Origin of the sequence: Micromonospora lutea (assembly GCF_016863535.1) — a bacterium.
GTDB classification, from domain to species: Bacteria; Actinomycetota; Actinomycetes; order Mycobacteriales; family Micromonosporaceae; genus Micromonospora; species Micromonospora lutea.
Genome location: NZ_BOPB01000034.1, coordinates 47,066 through 63,183 on the forward strand (window position 1 = coordinate 47,066; position 16,118 = coordinate 63,183).

The following is a 16,118-nucleotide window of genomic DNA, read 5'->3' on the forward strand; positions in this document are numbered from 1 at the left end:
CAGCGACCAAGATTGCTCCGAACGTGGCGAGCGCGCGGCGGCGCCATAGGGACCTGTGCATACCGCAAAGTCTACTGAACCTATGGGAAAGATGGGAAGTGCGTTCGCCTCGCAGCGCTTCACCAGTTCAGCGCCGAGCGGATCCGACTCGGCCCGAGTCCAAACAGTTGGAGGTTGTCGGCCACGCTGACGGTGGGGGCGGCGCTCGCTGAAGTCCTGCCCCCCACACCCAACCCGGACGACATTCTCGGCGTCGACGGCCAAGGCGCACTCCGCTTCCCATGACCGCCGTCACCCCACGCTTCGACGCGCGGTGTTACCTGCCGCTGCCATCGACAGCTGAGCGGAGGCGTCGGTGCATCAAGGCTGAACGCCCGCATGGCCGGTCGGTCGCAGGGCCAATGGTCGGATCGACCCGAGCGACCCGGTCAACGGGTCTGGGGCGTTGGGCTGATCCCTTCGATCGCCAGGCTCAGCAGCCGGCTCGTCTCGGCGGCCGGGTCCGAATGGTGTTCGGTCGCCAGCGCGAGACCGGTGACCAGTGTGAGCAGGTCCGTGATGGTCACGCCGGCCGCCACCGCGCCGTCCTGGGCGGCGCGCCGCACCAGGGGGTCACCGGCCTCGGTGAGTTGCGCGGAGGCGCAGTGCACGTGCGCCGCGCCGGGTTCGGTCGCGCAGCTGTGGGCCAGCGCGACCGCCAGTCCCCGGATGGTCGCGGTGGAAGCGGTGACGGCGCCCAGCCAGGTGAGCAGCGCCGTTCGGGCGTCGGACGAGTCGGCGAGATCGCGGGCGTGGTCACGGAGGGTCTCGATGCGGGCGCGGAAGACCGCCTCCAGCAGTGCATGCCGGTTAGGAAAGTGCCGACGTACGGTGCCAGATCCCACCCCTGCCCTGCGGCCGATCTGCTCCATGGACGCGTCAGCTCCGTACCGGGCGATCTCCTCTTCGGCAACGGCGAGTAGGAGCGCGTAGTTGCGCCGAGCGTCCGCTCGCTGACCGGGCATGGGGCACCTCACGATTGCTAAGTGGCGGGGCCCGCCGTATCGTACCAGGAGTAAGCGGCGGCCCCCGCCGTTTAACTTGACCTGTCACGAGGAGACCACGTGTCCATCGATTCCGCACCGGTCCTGGTCGTCGGCGCCACCGGACAGCAGGGTGGAGCCACCGCCCGCGCCCTGCTCGCCGCGGGCGTACCCGTCCGGGCGCTGGTCCGCGACCCCGCCACCGAACGGGCCAGGACCATCGAGGCGTTCGGCGCCGAACTGCGTGCCGGTGACCTGGACGATCGCGACTCCCTGACCAGCGCGGCCCAGGGCGCCCGAGCGGTCTTCTCGGTCCAGCGGCCCCCGATGAAGGACGGCGGACTCGACTTCCCCGGCGAGCAGCGCCAGGGCGTCAACCTGATCGAGGCCGCAATCGCCGCGGGCGTACCGCAGTTCGTGCAGACCACGGTCTCCGGCGCCGGGCAGCACACCGAGTTCCCCGGCTGGGCGGAAGGCCGCTGGGCGCCCATGGAGCCCTACTACACCGCCAAGGCGGGGATCCAGGACCGGGTACGCGAGGCCGGTTTCACCCACTGGACGCTCCTCAAGCCGGGCTTCTTCATGGAGAACCTGCTGCCCGCGGCGGCGTACCTGTTCCCGCGCGGCGTCGAGGGCGGCCTGGTAACCGTGCTGAAGCCGCAGACCCGACTCTCCCTCGTCGCGGTCGAGGACATCGGCCGGGCCGCCGCCGCGGCGATCGCCGAACCACAACGGTTCCACCGGATCGAGTTGGAACTGGCCAGCGACTACCTGGCGATGAGCGAGATCGCCGAGATCCTCTCCCGCGCCCTGGGCATCGAACTGACCGCGCCCGACATGACGGCCGAGGAGGCTGTCGCCGCGGGCATGCCGGACTGGGCAGTCATCGGGCACGAACTCACGGAGGCTGTGGGACAGCCGGCCCGTCCCGAGTACGCTCGCGCACTCGGCATCCCGCTCACGACCTTCGAGGAATGGACGAACCGACACCTACGGTCCGCGGCCTGACCGACAAGACCCAGGGCTGCCGCCACGACCGCAGGTCGCGGACCGCTGGAACTGTGGGACAACCTCGCCGAGGCTGGCGCTCCGGTTGATCTATCCACTCGGCGATCCCCGCGGATGACGCGGCTCGTGGACCAGGGTCTGACCAGGTGGTGCTGTCCCACCGCTACATCACCGACCGGTTCCTGCCGGACAAGGCCATCGACCTGCTCGACCAGGCGGGGGCACGGGTCCGGCTGCGTTCCCGAACCCCAGCTCCGGACAAAAAGGAGATCGAGAAGCGGCTGTCCCAGGTGCGCCGGGAGAAGGACAGCGCGGTCGCTGAAGGCCGAGATCGGTGCGGCCGAGCGAGACCTGGCGGCAGCGCAGGAGGGCACGCTTCCGGTGCCCGAGGTGCACAGCCTCCGGTGCCCGGCCACTGCGGCGCAGCATCCAGCGTGAGCTGGAAGACCGGCTGTCGACCCTGCTGGGCGAGGACGGGGCGAATCCCAGCGACACCATCGAGGTTGAGCATCCGCTCGTCCCAGGGTCGGATCAGAAAGGTTGGTCAGCTTCATCTCCTCGCCGCGCCCACAGCCCGTGGGGTCCCGCGCCGGGGTACGCGCGGATCCGTCCCAGCAGCGGGCGCATGCCATGCCACGTGGATCACGACTGGCCCAGGTTGGTGACCAGGTTGACGGCGACGGCCAGGATGCCAGTTCCGAAGGTGTACGAGAGCAGCGCGTGCGCGAGCGCGATCCGGCGCATATGGTTACTCGTCGGTTCGTTCTCGCCCGGGGCGTAGGACATGCCGACCGTGAAAGCGACGTATGCGAAGTCGGCGTACGCCGGTGGATCATCCCGCTTGAAGTCGATGCCACCGCCGTTGTCGCGGTAGTACAGCCGGGCGTACTTCAACGCGAAGACCGTGTTCACCAGCACCCACGCCAAGACCACCCCGACGACGCTAAGGATCACCAGCGTGACAGCCACCATGTCCTGCTGGTTCGAGGCGCGCACGAGCGCCTCGCCCACGGCGGCGAGACTGACAACGGACGCGATCAGGATCGCCGAGTCGGTGGAACGGGAGTGCTGCTCCGCCTCAGCAAGCTGCTCGGTACGCTTCGGGCTCGCCGACCAGCAGGCCCGCCACACCCAGACAAGGATCGTGCCCGCCGCGATCGTCCAGATCACCAGCGGCGTCAACTCCGGCGCCCCGACCAGCGCGGCGGCCGCCCCGGCTACGACACCGGCGGCCAACGACCACAACGCACGCCTGACCGACAGCAGGCGTCCCAGCGCCGGTCGTCCCGATCGCTGCTCCACCCATTCAGCGTTCCGGATCAACCGGGTCGAGCAGCGGAAACCCGGAGCCATCACCGGATCGGGCTGCGCGACCGTAGCGAGTCGACGGCGATGCACGCGCCGCGCCTCGCGGCCTGCTGCCGCGCCTCGCCGAGGGCAACCAGGCCGTGGCCCACGTGCTGGAGGAAAAGGTTGACCGCACGCCGGCGCGCGGATTCATCCTGTTCTTCGTGGCGCTGGTCGGCTTTTTCACGTTCTACGTGCTGGAACGCGCCACCCATCGCTCAAACGGCCACCAGCAGGAACCCACCCGGGCAGTCTTCGCGTTCCAACCCGGTTTCTTCGCTCTCTACAGCGGGTTGATCACGTACACCCTGGCGACCAAGCTGCACGCCGGGCTCGGGCCGGCGGTGCTGTTCGCCGTCGCCATGGGGCTGCACGTGCTGGCCACCGACGGCGTGCTGGCCCAGCACTTTCCGGTCAGCCTCACCACCCGGTGGCGCCTCGTCCTCGTCGCCGAGGCCGGCACCGGCTGGCTGACCGATGTCGTCGCCCAGCCCACCGGCATACCGGTAAACCTGCTCACCGCGTTCATGGGCGGCGGGAGCCTGCTCAACGTCTTCGTCGACGAACACACCTTCCGCAGGCTCACACCATGGTGGCCGACGCCGCAGTGCTGGTGCCGGTGACCTCGACGTGGCTCCTACCGAGCGGCAGCCGGAGATCATATAAGCGATGGACCTGGTCCGCAGCTACCGGCAACGCCCCGGGACTGTTCCGCGGGAGTCCCGGGAGCTGACCGACGAGCGCGCAGAAGAGAGGTCACCGCGGGTCAGGCCGTACCCTGGCGGTTGACCCGCCCCTGCCCCGCCGCCTTCGACCGGCCATGGTCGCGCTCGGTGCCGGCCGATCCGGTTGCGGTGCGTTCGTGCCGCTGGTCCGGCGAGTGCTCCACGGTGGCCCCTTGCCGGCCGCGCGCTCCGCTGCCCGGGTGCCGACGGCCCCGCGCCGACTCACCGCCGCTGTCATGCTTGTTGCGCTTGTGGCTACCCATGCCCGGTGGGTACCCGGCACTCGGGCCGCCCATGCTTTCGAGCGGACGGCTCCGACGACGGATGCCGAACTTGCTCGGTTTGCCAAGCTCTTCAAGACGGACACGGACGGCGGCCTTCCATCATCTGCACCGTTATCGGGCCTGCGGGCGCCGCCGGAGTCGATGAACCCTGACCACACCCGCACTCGGACAAGCCCTCCCTGATCCAGAATAGGGTGAATCACCCTAAAACCGACACACCGGAAAGACCTAACAAAGTGCTACTACGCACCACGACAAATTTCGATCGGCTTTGCTGCAGTTGCCCCTGTGGCCCCTACCAGCCGCTCCGTGACCTGCCTCAGCGGCGGGCTGCTGTGGACAATCTCTTCATCCTTTGCCAGGCCGCTCGGGCCGGAGATCCGCCCAGACCCCACCGCCACCAGCCGCCGCCACCCGGTTCTACGGCCGAGATGCCGACCCGCGTCCAGTCCGTCACGCTCACGGAAGACGAATCCGAAAGAGCGGCACCCGTGTTCGACAGCCCCAGCCCGCCGCCGAACTCGCAGCAGCACTGCGGTAGATCACCATACGAACGCCTCCCCATCTCGGCTACGTCCGGACGCTGTGGTGGCCGCGGGAGCAGTCACCGTCCGTGGCACGCGGCGGCACTTCCGGGCGCGGGCTCGCCCGCGTACGCCGCCAGTGCCACCTCGCCTGCCCCGGCCAGCCAGCGCTCGGCCGCGCAGCCCTCGGAGGAGGACACCGCACCTCAGGGGTCCGGCACGCCCCGGAGCAGCTGATAGCACTGCATGAGCCGCCGTGGCAGGTCGGTTCACGCATCCTGCGCCGGCTCGTAGGAAGCCTGCGGGCAGGCCGATCAATCGGCAGCTGCCGGACGTCGATGACGGCCGTCTGGCATTCCCGATATCCGCCGCTTTGCTGCCAAGTCTGATGACACCCTGAACGCGGGGGGCGCGGTCGCGAGTCAGGAGAGGCGGCATCAAGATCACGGTGAACGGCTTTTGATGCGTACCGCGCTGATCGTGTTGGCCGCGCTGGCGGCGGCCGTGGTCGCGGACCTGGTCTCCGCCGTGCTGATCCGTTGGGGTGCCCTTGGCCGCTACAAGTGGCTGCTGGAGCCGCTGCGGCAGGCCTGCCGCAGCCCGGCGGCCGCGGTACTGCTGGTCGGGGCGCTGTACTACGCGCTGCCGCCCGGGCCGGCCGAGTGGCAGCGTTATCTGCGGCACGCCATCCTGCTGGTCCTGATCAGCGTCAGTGCGTGGCTGGTGATCAAGGCATTGAATGTTGCCGAAGCGGTCGCGTTCAGCCGGCTGCCGAGCGATCTGGTCACGAGCCGGCGGGTCCGGCGGGCCCGGACCCAGATTCGCCCGATGCGGCGGCTCACGGTGGCCGTTGTCACGGTCCTCGCAGTCGGCCTGATCCTGATGACCTTCCGGCCGGTACGCCTCGTCGGCATCTCCATTCTGACCTCGGCCGGGGTGGTCGGCGCGGTGATCGGTCTCTCCGCTCGAACCGCGCTCGGCAACGCGTTCGCCGGCATCCAGGTCGCCTTCGCCGACGGGCTACACGTCGGCGACGTGCTGGTGGTGGACGGCGAATGGGGTCGGGTCGAGGAGGTGAAGCTGACCAACGTGGTGATCCGGCTCTGGGACGAACGGATGCTCATCCTGCCGACCACGTACTTCACCGAGCGGCCGTTTCAGAACTGGACTCGGAACGAGTCGCGGGTGATCGGCAAGATCCAGATCCATGTCGACCACACCGCCGACCTGGACGACCTGCGCCGGGAGGCACGCCGACTGGTCGAGTCCTCACCGCTGTGGGATCGAGACCGGTGGGTGCTCCAGATGGTCGACGCCACCCCGCAGACCGTGGTCATCCAGGTGCGGGCCTCGGCCGCGGACGGCGCCAGCGCCTGGGACCTGCGCTGCGACCTACGCGAGGGACTGATCCGCTACCTGCGCGACCAGCACCCCCAGTGGCTACCCCGCACCCGCAGCCAGTACCAGCCCTGACCGGCGGGTCGGGCGTGCTCGTTCCGGACGCCGATGGATGAGTTGGTGCCGCCATCCTCGACCGCCTTCTGCACCACTGCGACGTCGTCGCGATCAACTGACCCAGCTACCGGCTCAAGAACCGCCTCACCGCCGTCGATGGCCAAGCCAACGTCGCCTGACGTCGACCACTGCTTCGCCGGATAGGCAGCTACCCGGCCACACGCAGGCCACGCGCTTCAAGATGCTCCTCGATCCCTGCAGTCATTCGCGCGAACTCCGCAGCTAAGTCGACGCCATACCGATCCGCAAGAACCAAGACCGACCAGAGACAGTCAGCCAGCTCATGACCGAGCCGCTCACGAGCATCGGTGATTTCACGACGCCCGTCGACGGCCATCACGAGCTTCGCTAGATCCCCGACGTCACCGACGAACCCCAACGCCAGGTCACCAGTGCTCCAAGCCGCGCGACCCGCGGCGACGTTGTGCCGGTCATACAACTCAGCGATCGCAACTGCCCTCAGCCCCAAGCTCTCAAGATCCATAGCCGCAACCTACAGCGGCAGCAGCACCTGGTCCCGTTGATTCGTACCTAGCCGGACACCTTCATCCGTACGCCGACAAAAGTGGCCGGGTGGCCGCGGCTGGCGAGGTAACCGACGATATGGACCGTCATCGCGCTGGTGGCAGCGCCGTGGGCCGTGAACGTACCCGCGAGGATCCAAAACCTGGCGTCACGCAATGGCGGCGCGAGCGACAGATGCCCGCTGCATGATGTCCTGCCGCTCGGGCGGCGCCGACAGCTCGGCCGACGGGGCCGGAGGTTTGCGGATGGTGAGGGCGTGCAGAGGCACGGTCACTACGCCGTAGATAGCGGCGAGGATCAGCAGAGTGCCGCGCCAGCCGAGATGTGCGTCGAGGAAGCTGGTGAGCGGTATGAAGATGGTGCTGCCGAACCCGGCGACGATGGTCACGGCGAGCAGCGCGGTGGCGCGCCGCTCGGGGGTGAACCAGGTGACGATCACGGCGAAGGCCGGTTCGTAAAGGACCATCGCGCCGGTGACGCCGATGCCGATCATGACGGCGTAGAGCTGCCCGACGGTCTGGACCTGGGACCAGGCGATCAGCAGGACAGTGGCGGTGATGGAGCCGGTGGTCATGAGGGCGCGTCCGCCGTGGTGGTCGAGCCACCGGCCGACGGGGATCGCCATCGAAGCACCGGCGAGGACAGAGGCGGTGAGAGCGCCGGTGACAGCGGTGGCGGAAACGCCGAGCGTGGCCGCCATCGGGCGAAGCAGAACCGCATAGGCGTAGTAGAGAGTGCCGTAGCCGATGGTGGTCGTGATGGGCCGCGACGATGCGCCGGCCATGGGCGTGGTGCCCGCCGACCTGTCGGCCGGCGGGCACCGTGGTGAGATTGGTGGCCATCAGCTGCCGCAGCAGCCGCCGGTCTGGCCGTCGACGGGTGCGACGTCGAGGCTGATGAGGTTCAGCGGCACGGACAGCAGCCCGCCGGAGATGCCGGTCGCCAACCCCTTACCGGCGGGCTGGGCTGCGGGGGCGGGTCCGCAGCAGCTGTCGGTGCCGGTGGAATCGGCGGGGTTGCTGTTGCAGACGCCAGTTTCGGGCAGGTCGAGCTGGACCTCGCGGGCTGCCTGCCAGTCGCCGGCGAGGGCGGCGACGACGGATCGGACCTGTTCGTAGCCGGTGGCCATGAGGAAGGTCGGCGCGCAGCCGTAGCTCTTCATGCCGACGGCGTAGTAGCCGGTCTCGGGGTGGGCGAGTTCGTCGACGCCGTGCGGTGGGACGGTGCCGCAGGAGTGCTCGTTGGGGTCGATCAGCGGGGCGAGTGCGCGGGTGGCGCCCATGACCGGGTCCAGGTCGAGCCGCAGTTCGGCGGCGATCGTGTGGTCGGGGCGGAAGCCGGTAGCGGCGACGATCCGGTCCACGGTCATTTGCTCCTCGCTACCGTCGGCGTGGCGGACGACCACGGCGACTCGGCCATCGGTCGGGGTGAGTGCGTGCACGGAGAAGCCGGTGAGCAGCCGGATCCGGCCGGCTTCCACGTGTTCGCGTAGCCGGGAACCGAGGGCGCCGCGGGCGGGCAGCGCATCAGCGTCGCCGCCTCCGTAGGTGCGGGCCGGGCTCGCCGAGCGGATTGCCCACGTCACCTGGGTGCTCGGTTCCGCGGCGGCAAGCTCGGCTAGGGAGAGCAGGGTGTTGGCGGCGGAGTGGCCGGCGCCGACAACCAGGGTGCGTCGGCCGGCGAACCGGTCACGATCCGCGCCGAGCACGTCGGGCAGGGCGTGCTCGAGGAACGCTGCGGCGTTCTTTTCGCCGTGGGCTGGCAGGCCGGAAGCGCCGAGGACGTTGGGGGTGCCCCAGGTGCCGGATGCGTCGATGACGGCCCGGGCAAGCAGCTCGTCGCCGTCGTCGAGGCGGATCAGGAACGGCGTCTGCTCGCGGCCGGCGGTGCGCAGCCTGTCCAGGCCGAGGCGGCTGATCGCCTCCACCCGCGCACCGTAGCGCAGGTGCGGCTTGAGCTGCGGCAGCTCTGCAAGAGGCTGCAGGTAGTCGGCGACGAGGTCCGCGCCGGTGGGCAGGGCGTCTTCGGCCGGGGCGACCCAGCCGGCGTCGTCGAGCAGCCGGCGGGCGGCGGGGTCGATGTTGTACCGCCACGGGGAGAACACCCGCACGTGCCCCCACTGCCGCACCGCCGCGCCGGCGGTGTCACCAGCCTCCAGAACAAGGAAGGGCAGGCCACGCTCGTGCAGGTGGGCGGCAGCGGCCAGACCGACCGGGCCGGCGCCGATCACCACGACGGGCAGCTCGTCCAGGACACTCATCGGAAAACTCCTCTGTGTTCGAAAACTGTCGAATCAGAAAGGTGCAGTGGTGCAGGGTTAGGCAGAGTTCGAGGGGCTCAGATAAGGGGGCTGCGACGCTCGAGCAGGACGACGTCGCGCCACCGGCCGTGGTGCCGGCCGACCCGCTCGCGGGTGCCGATGATGCGGAAGCCGGCCCGCTGGTGCAGGGTGAGACTGGCGGTGTTCTCGGGGAAGACGCCCGACTGGATGGTCCAGATGCCGGCGGCCTCGGTGGAGGCGATCAGTAAGTCCAGCAGCAGCCGGGCCACACCCCGCCCTTGGGCGGCCGGGTCGACGTAGACGGAGTGCTCGACCACCCCGGCGTAGACCGGCCGGCTGGACGTCGGCGCGACCGCCACCCACCCGAGGACGATGTCGTCCGCGTCGACGGCCACGAGGCGGTGGTCAGGCAGCTTGGCCGCGTCGAATGCTGTCCAGGTCGGGGCGGTGGTCTCGAAGCTGGCGTTGCCGGCGTCGAGGCCAGCCTGGTAGATGGCGAGGACACGACCGGCGTCGTGCGAGGTCATCGGGCGGACGGTGATGTCGGCCATCAGCAGGCCCGCATCGGCTGCGGGGCGGGGTGGTTGCCGAACATGCTGCTTCCCTTCCGCCTGTCTCGACGTCCGTCTAGCCAGACAGTTGCACGCTGATTAGAGAGATGTCAATCTAGAGGAATGTCAAAGCAAGGTCCACCCCTCGCTGTCATCGACCTCAACGCCGACGCGCCGTGCTGCCCCCCGCTGACTCAGCGTCGGGTCCCGGCCGAGGCGGCCGTGGTGCTCGCGCCCGCGTTCAAGGCCCTCGGCGACCCGGTACGGCTGCAGCTGATGTCGATGATCGCCTCCGCCGAGGACGGCGAGGTGTGCGTGTGCGACCTGACGCCAGCGTTCGACCTGACCGGGCCGACGATCTCCCACCACCTCAAGACGCTGCGCGAAGCGGGCCTGGTGGACGCCGAACGGCGCGGCACGTGGGTCTACTACCGGGCCCGCCCGGGCATCCTGCGCCAGCTCGCCGCCCTGCTGTCGATCGAGCCGGCCCTCTCGTCGCAGGCGTAAACCGCCGAGCAACTCCCGTACCCACCAGCGCCGAACGCCGAACGCGAATCAGCGCCGATCGCCGTGTCCCGTGCGCGAGGCGGCGTCCCTCCGCTGCCGGTCTTGGCGAGGCCGTCCGGACAGGTGAGCCGCCAGGGCAGTCATGACATGGGTGGCGTCGCGACCGACGCCGCGCAGGGTGTTCGAGGCGAAGGATCGCTGAAATTCCAACCCGAGATAGACCAGCCCTGGGTGGGTGGTGGAGATCCCGCCCACCTGCCGGGGCACACCTTGGTCAAGGACGCCCAAGGGCTTGAGGTACGCCAGGTCCGGGCGGTAGCCAGTGGCGAAGATGACCGCGTCGACCGACTCGGGCGTGCCATCGGCCCAGATGACGCCCTCAGGGGTGAAGGCGGTGAACATGTCCCGCCGGGAGAGCAGCCCACAGGCCAGGGCGTCACGGTAGACGCCGGTGTCGAGCACAGCCACGTGCCGGACCAGGCGGGTGAGGACGCGGCGGGGCAGGCAGTCCGCGCCGGTGACCCGCAGCCAGTAATGCAGGTCCCGCCCGCCGAGGCGTTGGGGCAGGAAGCGCACGGGTTCCCGGGTGGCGAGCGTGACCCGGGCGTGGACCGCGACCTCGTATGCGACCTGGACGGCGGAGTTGCCGGCGCCCACGACGATGACACGCTTGCCCGCGTACACCTGCGGCCGGCGATAGTGGGCGACGTGCCGGAGATCGCCGGCGTAGTCATCCTGGCCGGGCAGAGTCGGCAGGTAGGGGTTGCCGAAGGATCCGCTGGCGGCGACGACGCCGGCCGCGGCGATCTCGTCGCCGGTGTCGGTGTGGACGAGATATCCCCCGTCGCGGCGAGGGTGCACGGTCGTGACGCGGGTGCGGGTGCGAATGTCGACGTCCACGGTCTGCGCGTACCGGCGCAGATAGGCCGTGACCTCGTCACGGCGAGGGTAGCGGTCCGGATCACCGTCAAAGGGCATGCCGGGCAAGGCGCTGTAGCGGGCGGGCGAGAAGAGGGTCAGGCTGTCGTAGTAGTCAGGCCATGAGCCGACCGGTCCGGCGCCGGCGTGCAGGACGACGGGTCGGAAGCCAGTGTCCAGGGCGGCTCGGGCGGCGGCGAGGCCGGACTGGCCGGCGCCAATGATGATCACGGGATCGACTTGATCGGTCACGCCACGATCATATCGTCGTTTTGTTGAATGACAATATGATGATGGCGAGGAAAGGTGTGACCATGAGCCAGACCGCCGCCGACCAGCCGACCGGACCAACGAGCAACGTCCCGGGTCTTGCGCCGCAGACGCAGGAGTTCCTCAAGGCCCTCGGCAGCCCTACCCGTCAGCGGATCATGATGCTGTTCGCCCGCGGCGCCGAGATGTCCGTGGGTGAGGTGGCGGAGCGGGTTGGCATCAGCCAGGCCACGGCGTCGCAGCAGTTGACGCTGCTGCGACGTGGCGGAGCGGTCACCTCGCGACGCGAGGGCAAGACGGTGTTCTACCGGGCCGATCGTGATGGCGCCCTGGCCGCGCTGTCGGATCTGCAGTCCTACCTGGCGACCTGCTGCTGACCAGCCGGCACCAATCCCGACGCCCTCGAAGCCAAAGCCACTGCGAGACCGGCTTGACTCCGCAGGATTGCTCAGCAATAGTTGAGTCAATGGACGTTGAACTTTCTTCCCTCGTCGGACGAGCCCGGATCCACGCTGCCCTCGGCGACCCGGCACGCCTGGCGATCGTGGATGCGCTCACTCTGGGCGACGCCTCCCCCGGGGAGATCGCCCACACCCTCGACATGCCGACGAACCTGGTCGCCCACCACGTCAAGGTCCTCACCGACGCCGGCCTGGTCGCCAAGGGCCGCTCCGAGGGAGACCGCCGTCGCACCTACCTGCGACTGCTGCCGGAGTCTCTCGCCGCGCTCGCCACCCCACGCCTGGCCGGCGTCGGCCGGGTGGTCTTCGTATGCACCCACAACTCGGCCCGCTCCCAGCTGGCTGCCGCCCTGTGGAAGCAGCGCACCCACAGCGACGTCGCCTCGGCCGGCACGAAGCCCGCCACCCGGGTGCACCCCCGCGCGGTGGCTGTGGCCCACCGCCACCACCTCGACCTCAACCCGACCGGCACCGCCCACGTCACCGACATCGTCCGCGCCGACGACCTGGTCATCGCCGTGTGCGACAACGCTCACGAGGACCTGACCGGCCCTGTCCGCCCCCGGCTGCACTGGTCCGTACCGGACCCGGTCCGGGTCGACACCGACGAGGCGTTCGAAGCCGCCTACGCCGACCTCGCCGACCGGGTCGGCCGGCTCGCCCCCGCCGTCCTGCCCGGAGAGCCCCGATGACCGGCATCAGCATCGAACGCCGGATCCGCCGCTCCTCGACGAGTTGAACGTCACCACCAACTGGTAACCACCATCGCGGCGGTGCCGGGGCCTGCTCAGATCATGGGAGAGAAACAACTGATGACCATCGCACTTCGGCGTCGCCTGCTGGCCGAGTTCGTCGGCACCGCCCTGCTGGTCACCGCCGTGGTCGGCTCCGGCATCATGGCCACCACCCTCTCCCCCGGCGACGTCGGCCTCCAGCTTTTGGAGAACTCCACCGCCACCGTCTTCGCACTCGCCGCGCTGATCCTGATCTTCGGCCCCGTCTCCGGGGCCCACTTCAGCCCGGTCGTGTCCGCGGCCGACTGGTTCCTCGGCCGCCGTACCGGCACCGGCCTCACCGCCCGCGGCCTCGGCGCCTACGTCGTGGCACAGGTGTTGGGCGGGATCGCTGGAGCGGTGCTGGCGAACCTGATGTTCGACCTGGCCGCCGTTGACTTCTCCGGCAAGGACCGCGCTGGAGGCCACTTGTGGCTGGGTGAGGTCGTCGCCACGGCTGGGCTGATCCTGCTGATCTTCGCTCTCGCCCGCTCCGGCCGCGCCGCCGTTGCACCCGCCGCTGTCGGCGCCTACATCGGCGCGGCGTACTGGTTCACCTCGTCCACCTCGTTCGCGAACCCGGCGGTCACCATCGGCCGCGCGTTCACCGACACCTTCGCCGGCATCTCCCCCACCTCGGTGCCTGGGTTCGTCCTGGCCCAGATCGTCGGCCTCGCCGTCGGTGTCGGCCTGCTCGCCGCTCTCTACCCCGACCCGGGCGCCGCCGCGGACCAGGTTGTCGTCCCCACCGACGAGGACGCCGCCGTCGGCCGCCGCTCATGACAGCACGCGATACCAGCACGGCTCGGCCTGATCACGTCTTCGCCAACCGCCGCTACAACACCGGCCGCTACCACACCCCGTCGACCGCAACAGCAGCCCGGACCACCACCTGGCCCTCGACCCCGACGACGCACCGGTCAACCACCCCCACGACTCGTACTGCAGGCAAGGCACCCATGAGCGACAAGCCCAGCGTCCTGTTCGTCTGCATCCACAACGCCGGCCGCTCCCAGATGGCCGCTGGCTGGCTGCGCCACCTCGGCGGCGACGCCGTTGAGGTCCGCTCCGCTGGCTCCGCCCCCGCCGACCAGATCAACCCTGTGGCGGTAGAGGCCATGCGCGAGGTCGGCATCGACATCAAGGCCAACAAGCCGAAGATCCTCGACTACGCCACTGCCGAAGCCTCTGACGTCATCATCACGATGGGCTGCGGCGACGTCTGCCCGGCCTTCCCGGGCAAGCGGTACGAGGACTGGAAGCTCGAGGACCCCGCCGGCCAGGGGCTGAGAACGGTCCGTCTTATCCGTGACGAGATCCGCACCCGGGTGGAGAACCTCCTCGCCGATCTCACCCCCGCCGGCTGACCTACAGCGGCGGAGGAACAAACGCGAACTGGCAGCGGCGGCCTGCTGTAGGAGGATCGTCCGGCAGCGGGCGGCGAGCCAAGCCCACTGGCGCCGCCCGCTCTGCGTTCTGAGCGTCCGCCGAACATCGACCAGACAGAGCGACGAGTTGTCGCGTGATGCCTTCCGCCCCTGAACTACCTCAGCGGTACCGCCTTTGTGGAGTAGACCCGGCGACCGTCACCCAGGTCGGCCCACGGGCGCATCTTGCGGAAGGGTATGCCGCGGTCCTGGTGATCCCGTTCAGCTCTGCGACCGGGACCAGCAGCCGGGCTGACTCGCCACCGGGCTCGACAGCTGCGGGCAGTCTGGTGGCCCAGTCGGGTGGGTTCGTGACGAAGAGGTTCCGCTTGGAGCCCTTGCCTCCCATGGCCACTCCGTAGTTGATCACCGTGACGGGTGAGGTCCCATCCCGCTGCCAACGCCGAAACAGCGCGTACACCGCCGCCCAGGATCCGTAGCACTCCGGAACGTCCCGCCACGGGCGCCGACCCGTGTCCGCCACCGAATCCCATCAATAAGCTGCCGTTTCGTCCATGTCGACGGCCGACCTGGCCTACGCTCCACAGGCAGCAACGGCTCCAGCGCCACCCACTGTGCGTCGGTCAAGTCGTGCCGCCTCGCCACCGCTAGGGTGTTCACGAGGTCTCCGATGTTCGAGTTCTGCTTGGTCGCTGAACCAGATACCGGAGACCTCGCTACATCTCGAACACCGACACGCCAAGATCCTCAAGCCGGCAGCTCAAGCCCTGGCACCGACTTCGACACCCGAAGTCGACACCGATGCAACTCCGTACGGAACCTCGCGAGATCCCCACCGCGCCTGCGCGCCCGACTTCATGCACACTGATCATCCCGCAGCCCTTGGTCCTGATCTTCCTCCCTCGACATGAAGAATGATCAACCATGGGCTGCGGCCGTGATCAGCCAGGGTCGATACAAACCGACCACAGGTTAAAGATCAAGCTAGGGGGCGCTGCAGCCTGCCGGTGTTCGGCCGCTGGGGCGACCTTGGTCGATCAGGCCCGCAGGTGTAGGCGGCGGCGCCATGTGACGAGCACCAGCGCGAGGCCGACCGCGACGGCGGCGGTAGCCGCGCCGACGAGCAGCATGGTGTTGTCGCCGGTGACCGGCAGGCCCGGGCCGGCGCTCGCTGACACTGACGGCAACGCCGACGCCGACGCTGATGCCGATGGCGAGGTGCTCGGCGAGCTCACGGCGACCTTCTTCGCCGGCACGAAGATCTGCGGCTCGTCGCTGTCGTCGACGCGGACCTGCGCCAGCGTGTGGTTCTCCTCGCCGTTCTCGCCGGCCAGGATCTTCCAGCCCGCCGGTGCGGTGAAGGTCAGCAGGACGTCGCCGGCGGGGAGGCGGGCGAAACGGAACAGGCCCTTGGCGTCCGTGATGGCCTCAGCGTACTTCGTCTTGCCGTCGGCACTGGTGGCGACGACCTTGACACCCGGGACACCAGGTGTCCGGGGCGTCCACTCGGCGCCAGAGGACTCACCCTGGAAGACGTAGCCGCCGAGATCGTCGAAGGCGCCCCCCACCAGCAGCCGCACGCTGGTGACGTTGTCGGCGTCGTTGGCCTCACCGTTGTCGGCGGCAAGCGAGAAGGCGACGAATCCGTAGCCGGCCTGCCACGCCATGCGGTTGGTCTTGCCGGTGAGCTGAACGGTCTTGGTGGCGCCGGCAGCGAGATCGAAGTCAGTCGATAGCACACCGTAGGCGACATCCTCGACGCCCTCGCTGTCCCCGCCGGTGTAGTGCACACGCTTAGCGTCGACGGAGCTCTTGTTCTTCACCGTGACCGTGATGGTGAAGGTCTCGCCCTCGGCGTAGTTGGCCTTGTCGGCGGCGGAGCTCACCGCGATATCCGGCTTGGGGTCGGCGGCCAGGGCACCCGTTACCGGGAGGACGGACACGATCATGCCCACAAGGGCGGCGGCGGCAAGTTTGCGCATGGAGGTCTCCGTGATGGGAGTGGGAATCAGCGCGATG

General features: G+C 69.1%; 16 protein-coding genes and 4 pseudogenes. 10 read left to right on the forward strand and 10 right to left on the reverse strand.

The genetic code is table 11. The annotated features are described in order from the left end of the window. Positions 1-428 precede the first annotated feature (428 nt). Positions 429-1,004, reverse strand: coding sequence for a TetR/AcrR family transcriptional regulator (locus Vlu01_RS25555; RefSeq protein ID WP_204004225.1), 576 nt, complete (start codon positions 1,002-1,004; stop codon positions 429-431). A 99-nt stretch (positions 1,005-1,103) separates the two neighbouring features. Between Vlu01_RS25555 and Vlu01_RS25560 the strand changes: the two genes are divergently transcribed. From Vlu01_RS25560 to Vlu01_RS28020, 3 genes and pseudogenes are all read left to right on the forward strand, one after another. Continuing rightward, positions 1,104-2,030, forward strand: coding sequence for an NmrA/HSCARG family protein (locus Vlu01_RS25560; RefSeq protein ID WP_204004227.1), 927 nt, complete (start codon positions 1,104-1,106; stop codon positions 2,028-2,030). A 146-nt stretch (positions 2,031-2,176) separates the two neighbouring features. Further along, positions 2,177-2,350 (forward strand): annotated as a pseudogene (locus Vlu01_RS25565) (hypothetical protein); the annotation flags it as partial. Between the two features lie 14 nt (positions 2,351-2,364). Continuing rightward, positions 2,365-2,523, forward strand: a pseudogene (locus Vlu01_RS28020) (ClpB D2-like domain containing protein); the annotation flags it as partial. 149 nt (positions 2,524-2,672) lie between these two features. On the opposite strand, the gene Vlu01_RS25570 reads toward Vlu01_RS28020, so the two are convergent. Continuing rightward, entirely contained in the window at positions 2,673-3,332 is a 660-nt protein-coding gene (locus Vlu01_RS25570) for a DUF1345 domain-containing protein (RefSeq protein ID WP_239096122.1), read from the reverse strand. Positions 3,333-3,478: 146 nt separating this feature from the next. On the opposite strand from Vlu01_RS25570, the gene Vlu01_RS25575 reads away from it, so the two are divergent. Then, the gene (locus tag Vlu01_RS25575; RefSeq protein ID WP_239096123.1) at positions 3,479-4,000 is read left to right on the forward strand and encodes a hypothetical protein; all 522 of its coding nucleotides are present in this window, start codon (positions 3,479-3,481) and stop codon (positions 3,998-4,000) included. 143 nt (positions 4,001-4,143) lie between these two features. Here Vlu01_RS25575 and Vlu01_RS25580 read toward each other — a convergent pair whose 3' ends face one another. Continuing rightward, the gene (locus Vlu01_RS25580) at positions 4,144-4,365 is read right to left on the reverse strand and encodes a hypothetical protein (RefSeq protein WP_204004232.1); all 222 of its coding nucleotides are present in this window, start codon (positions 4,363-4,365) and stop codon (positions 4,144-4,146) included. A gap of 1,007 nt (positions 4,366-5,372) precedes the next feature. Between Vlu01_RS25580 and Vlu01_RS25585 the strand changes: the two genes are divergently transcribed. Beyond that, entirely contained in the window at positions 5,373-6,383 is a 1,011-nt protein-coding gene (locus Vlu01_RS25585; RefSeq protein WP_204004234.1) for a mechanosensitive ion channel family protein, read from the forward strand. A gap of 190 nt (positions 6,384-6,573) precedes the next feature. Here the strand turns inward: Vlu01_RS25585 and Vlu01_RS25590 are convergent, their stop codons facing one another. The 4 genes from Vlu01_RS25590 to Vlu01_RS25605 all read right to left on the reverse strand — a co-directional run bounded on the left by Vlu01_RS25590 (position 6,574) and on the right by Vlu01_RS25605 (position 9,782). Further along, positions 6,574-6,909 (reverse strand): nucleoside triphosphate pyrophosphohydrolase family protein, encoded by a 336-nt coding sequence (locus tag Vlu01_RS25590; RefSeq protein ID WP_204004237.1) that lies wholly within the window; start codon positions 6,907-6,909, stop codon positions 6,574-6,576. Between the two features lie 189 nt (positions 6,910-7,098). Further along, positions 7,099-7,734 carry an MFS transporter gene (locus Vlu01_RS25595; RefSeq protein ID WP_239096124.1) on the reverse strand — a complete coding sequence of 212 codons (636 nt, stop codon included), beginning with the start codon at positions 7,732-7,734 and terminating at the stop codon, positions 7,099-7,101. Between the two features lie 57 nt (positions 7,735-7,791). After that, a complete protein-coding gene (locus Vlu01_RS25600; protein WP_204004239.1) occupies positions 7,792-9,210 on the reverse strand; it encodes an FAD-dependent oxidoreductase in 1,419 nt (472 codons plus the stop codon). A gap of 77 nt (positions 9,211-9,287) precedes the next feature. Beyond that, entirely contained in the window at positions 9,288-9,782 is a 495-nt protein-coding gene (locus Vlu01_RS25605) for a GNAT family N-acetyltransferase (protein ID WP_204004241.1), read from the reverse strand. Positions 9,783-9,905: 123 nt separating this feature from the next. Between Vlu01_RS25605 and Vlu01_RS25610 the strand changes: the two genes are divergently transcribed. After that, positions 9,906-10,289: an ArsR/SmtB family transcription factor gene (locus Vlu01_RS25610; RefSeq protein WP_204004243.1), complete on the forward strand. Its 384-nt coding sequence runs from the start codon at positions 9,906-9,908 to the stop codon at positions 10,287-10,289. Positions 10,290-10,337: 48 nt separating this feature from the next. On the opposite strand, the gene Vlu01_RS25615 is transcribed toward Vlu01_RS25610, so the two are convergent. Then, positions 10,338-11,459, reverse strand: coding sequence for a flavin-containing monooxygenase (locus tag Vlu01_RS25615; RefSeq protein WP_204004245.1), 1,122 nt, complete (start codon positions 11,457-11,459; stop codon positions 10,338-10,340). 62 nt (positions 11,460-11,521) lie between these two features. On the opposite strand from Vlu01_RS25615, the gene Vlu01_RS25620 reads away from it, so the two are divergent. From Vlu01_RS25620 to Vlu01_RS25635, 4 genes and pseudogenes are all read left to right on the forward strand, one after another. Then, positions 11,522-11,854: an ArsR/SmtB family transcription factor gene (locus Vlu01_RS25620; protein ID WP_204004247.1), complete on the forward strand. Its 333-nt coding sequence runs from the start codon at positions 11,522-11,524 to the stop codon at positions 11,852-11,854. Positions 11,855-11,943: 89 nt separating this feature from the next. After that, on the forward strand, positions 11,944-12,630 hold the full coding sequence (locus tag Vlu01_RS25625; protein ID WP_204004249.1) for an arsenate reductase/protein-tyrosine-phosphatase family protein: 687 nt from the start codon (positions 11,944-11,946) through the stop codon (positions 12,628-12,630). Positions 12,631-12,750: 120 nt separating this feature from the next. Beyond that, positions 12,751-13,458 (forward strand): annotated as a pseudogene (locus Vlu01_RS25630) (aquaporin); the annotation flags it as partial. 212 nt (positions 13,459-13,670) lie between these two features. Then, complete coding sequence (locus Vlu01_RS25635; protein ID WP_204004254.1) at positions 13,671-14,078, forward strand: arsenate reductase ArsC; 408 nt, start codon at positions 13,671-13,673, stop codon at positions 14,076-14,078. A 442-nt stretch (positions 14,079-14,520) separates the two neighbouring features. On the opposite strand, the pseudogene Vlu01_RS25640 reads toward Vlu01_RS25635, so the two are convergent. Together Vlu01_RS25640 and Vlu01_RS25645 are read right to left on the reverse strand one after the other, a co-directional pair. Continuing rightward, positions 14,521-14,759, reverse strand: a pseudogene (locus tag Vlu01_RS25640) (transposase); the annotation flags it as partial. A 377-nt stretch (positions 14,760-15,136) separates the two neighbouring features. After that, a partial coding sequence (locus tag Vlu01_RS25645) for an SdrD B-like domain-containing protein (RefSeq protein WP_275409488.1) occupies positions 15,137-16,118 on the reverse strand: 982 nt, incomplete at its 5' end.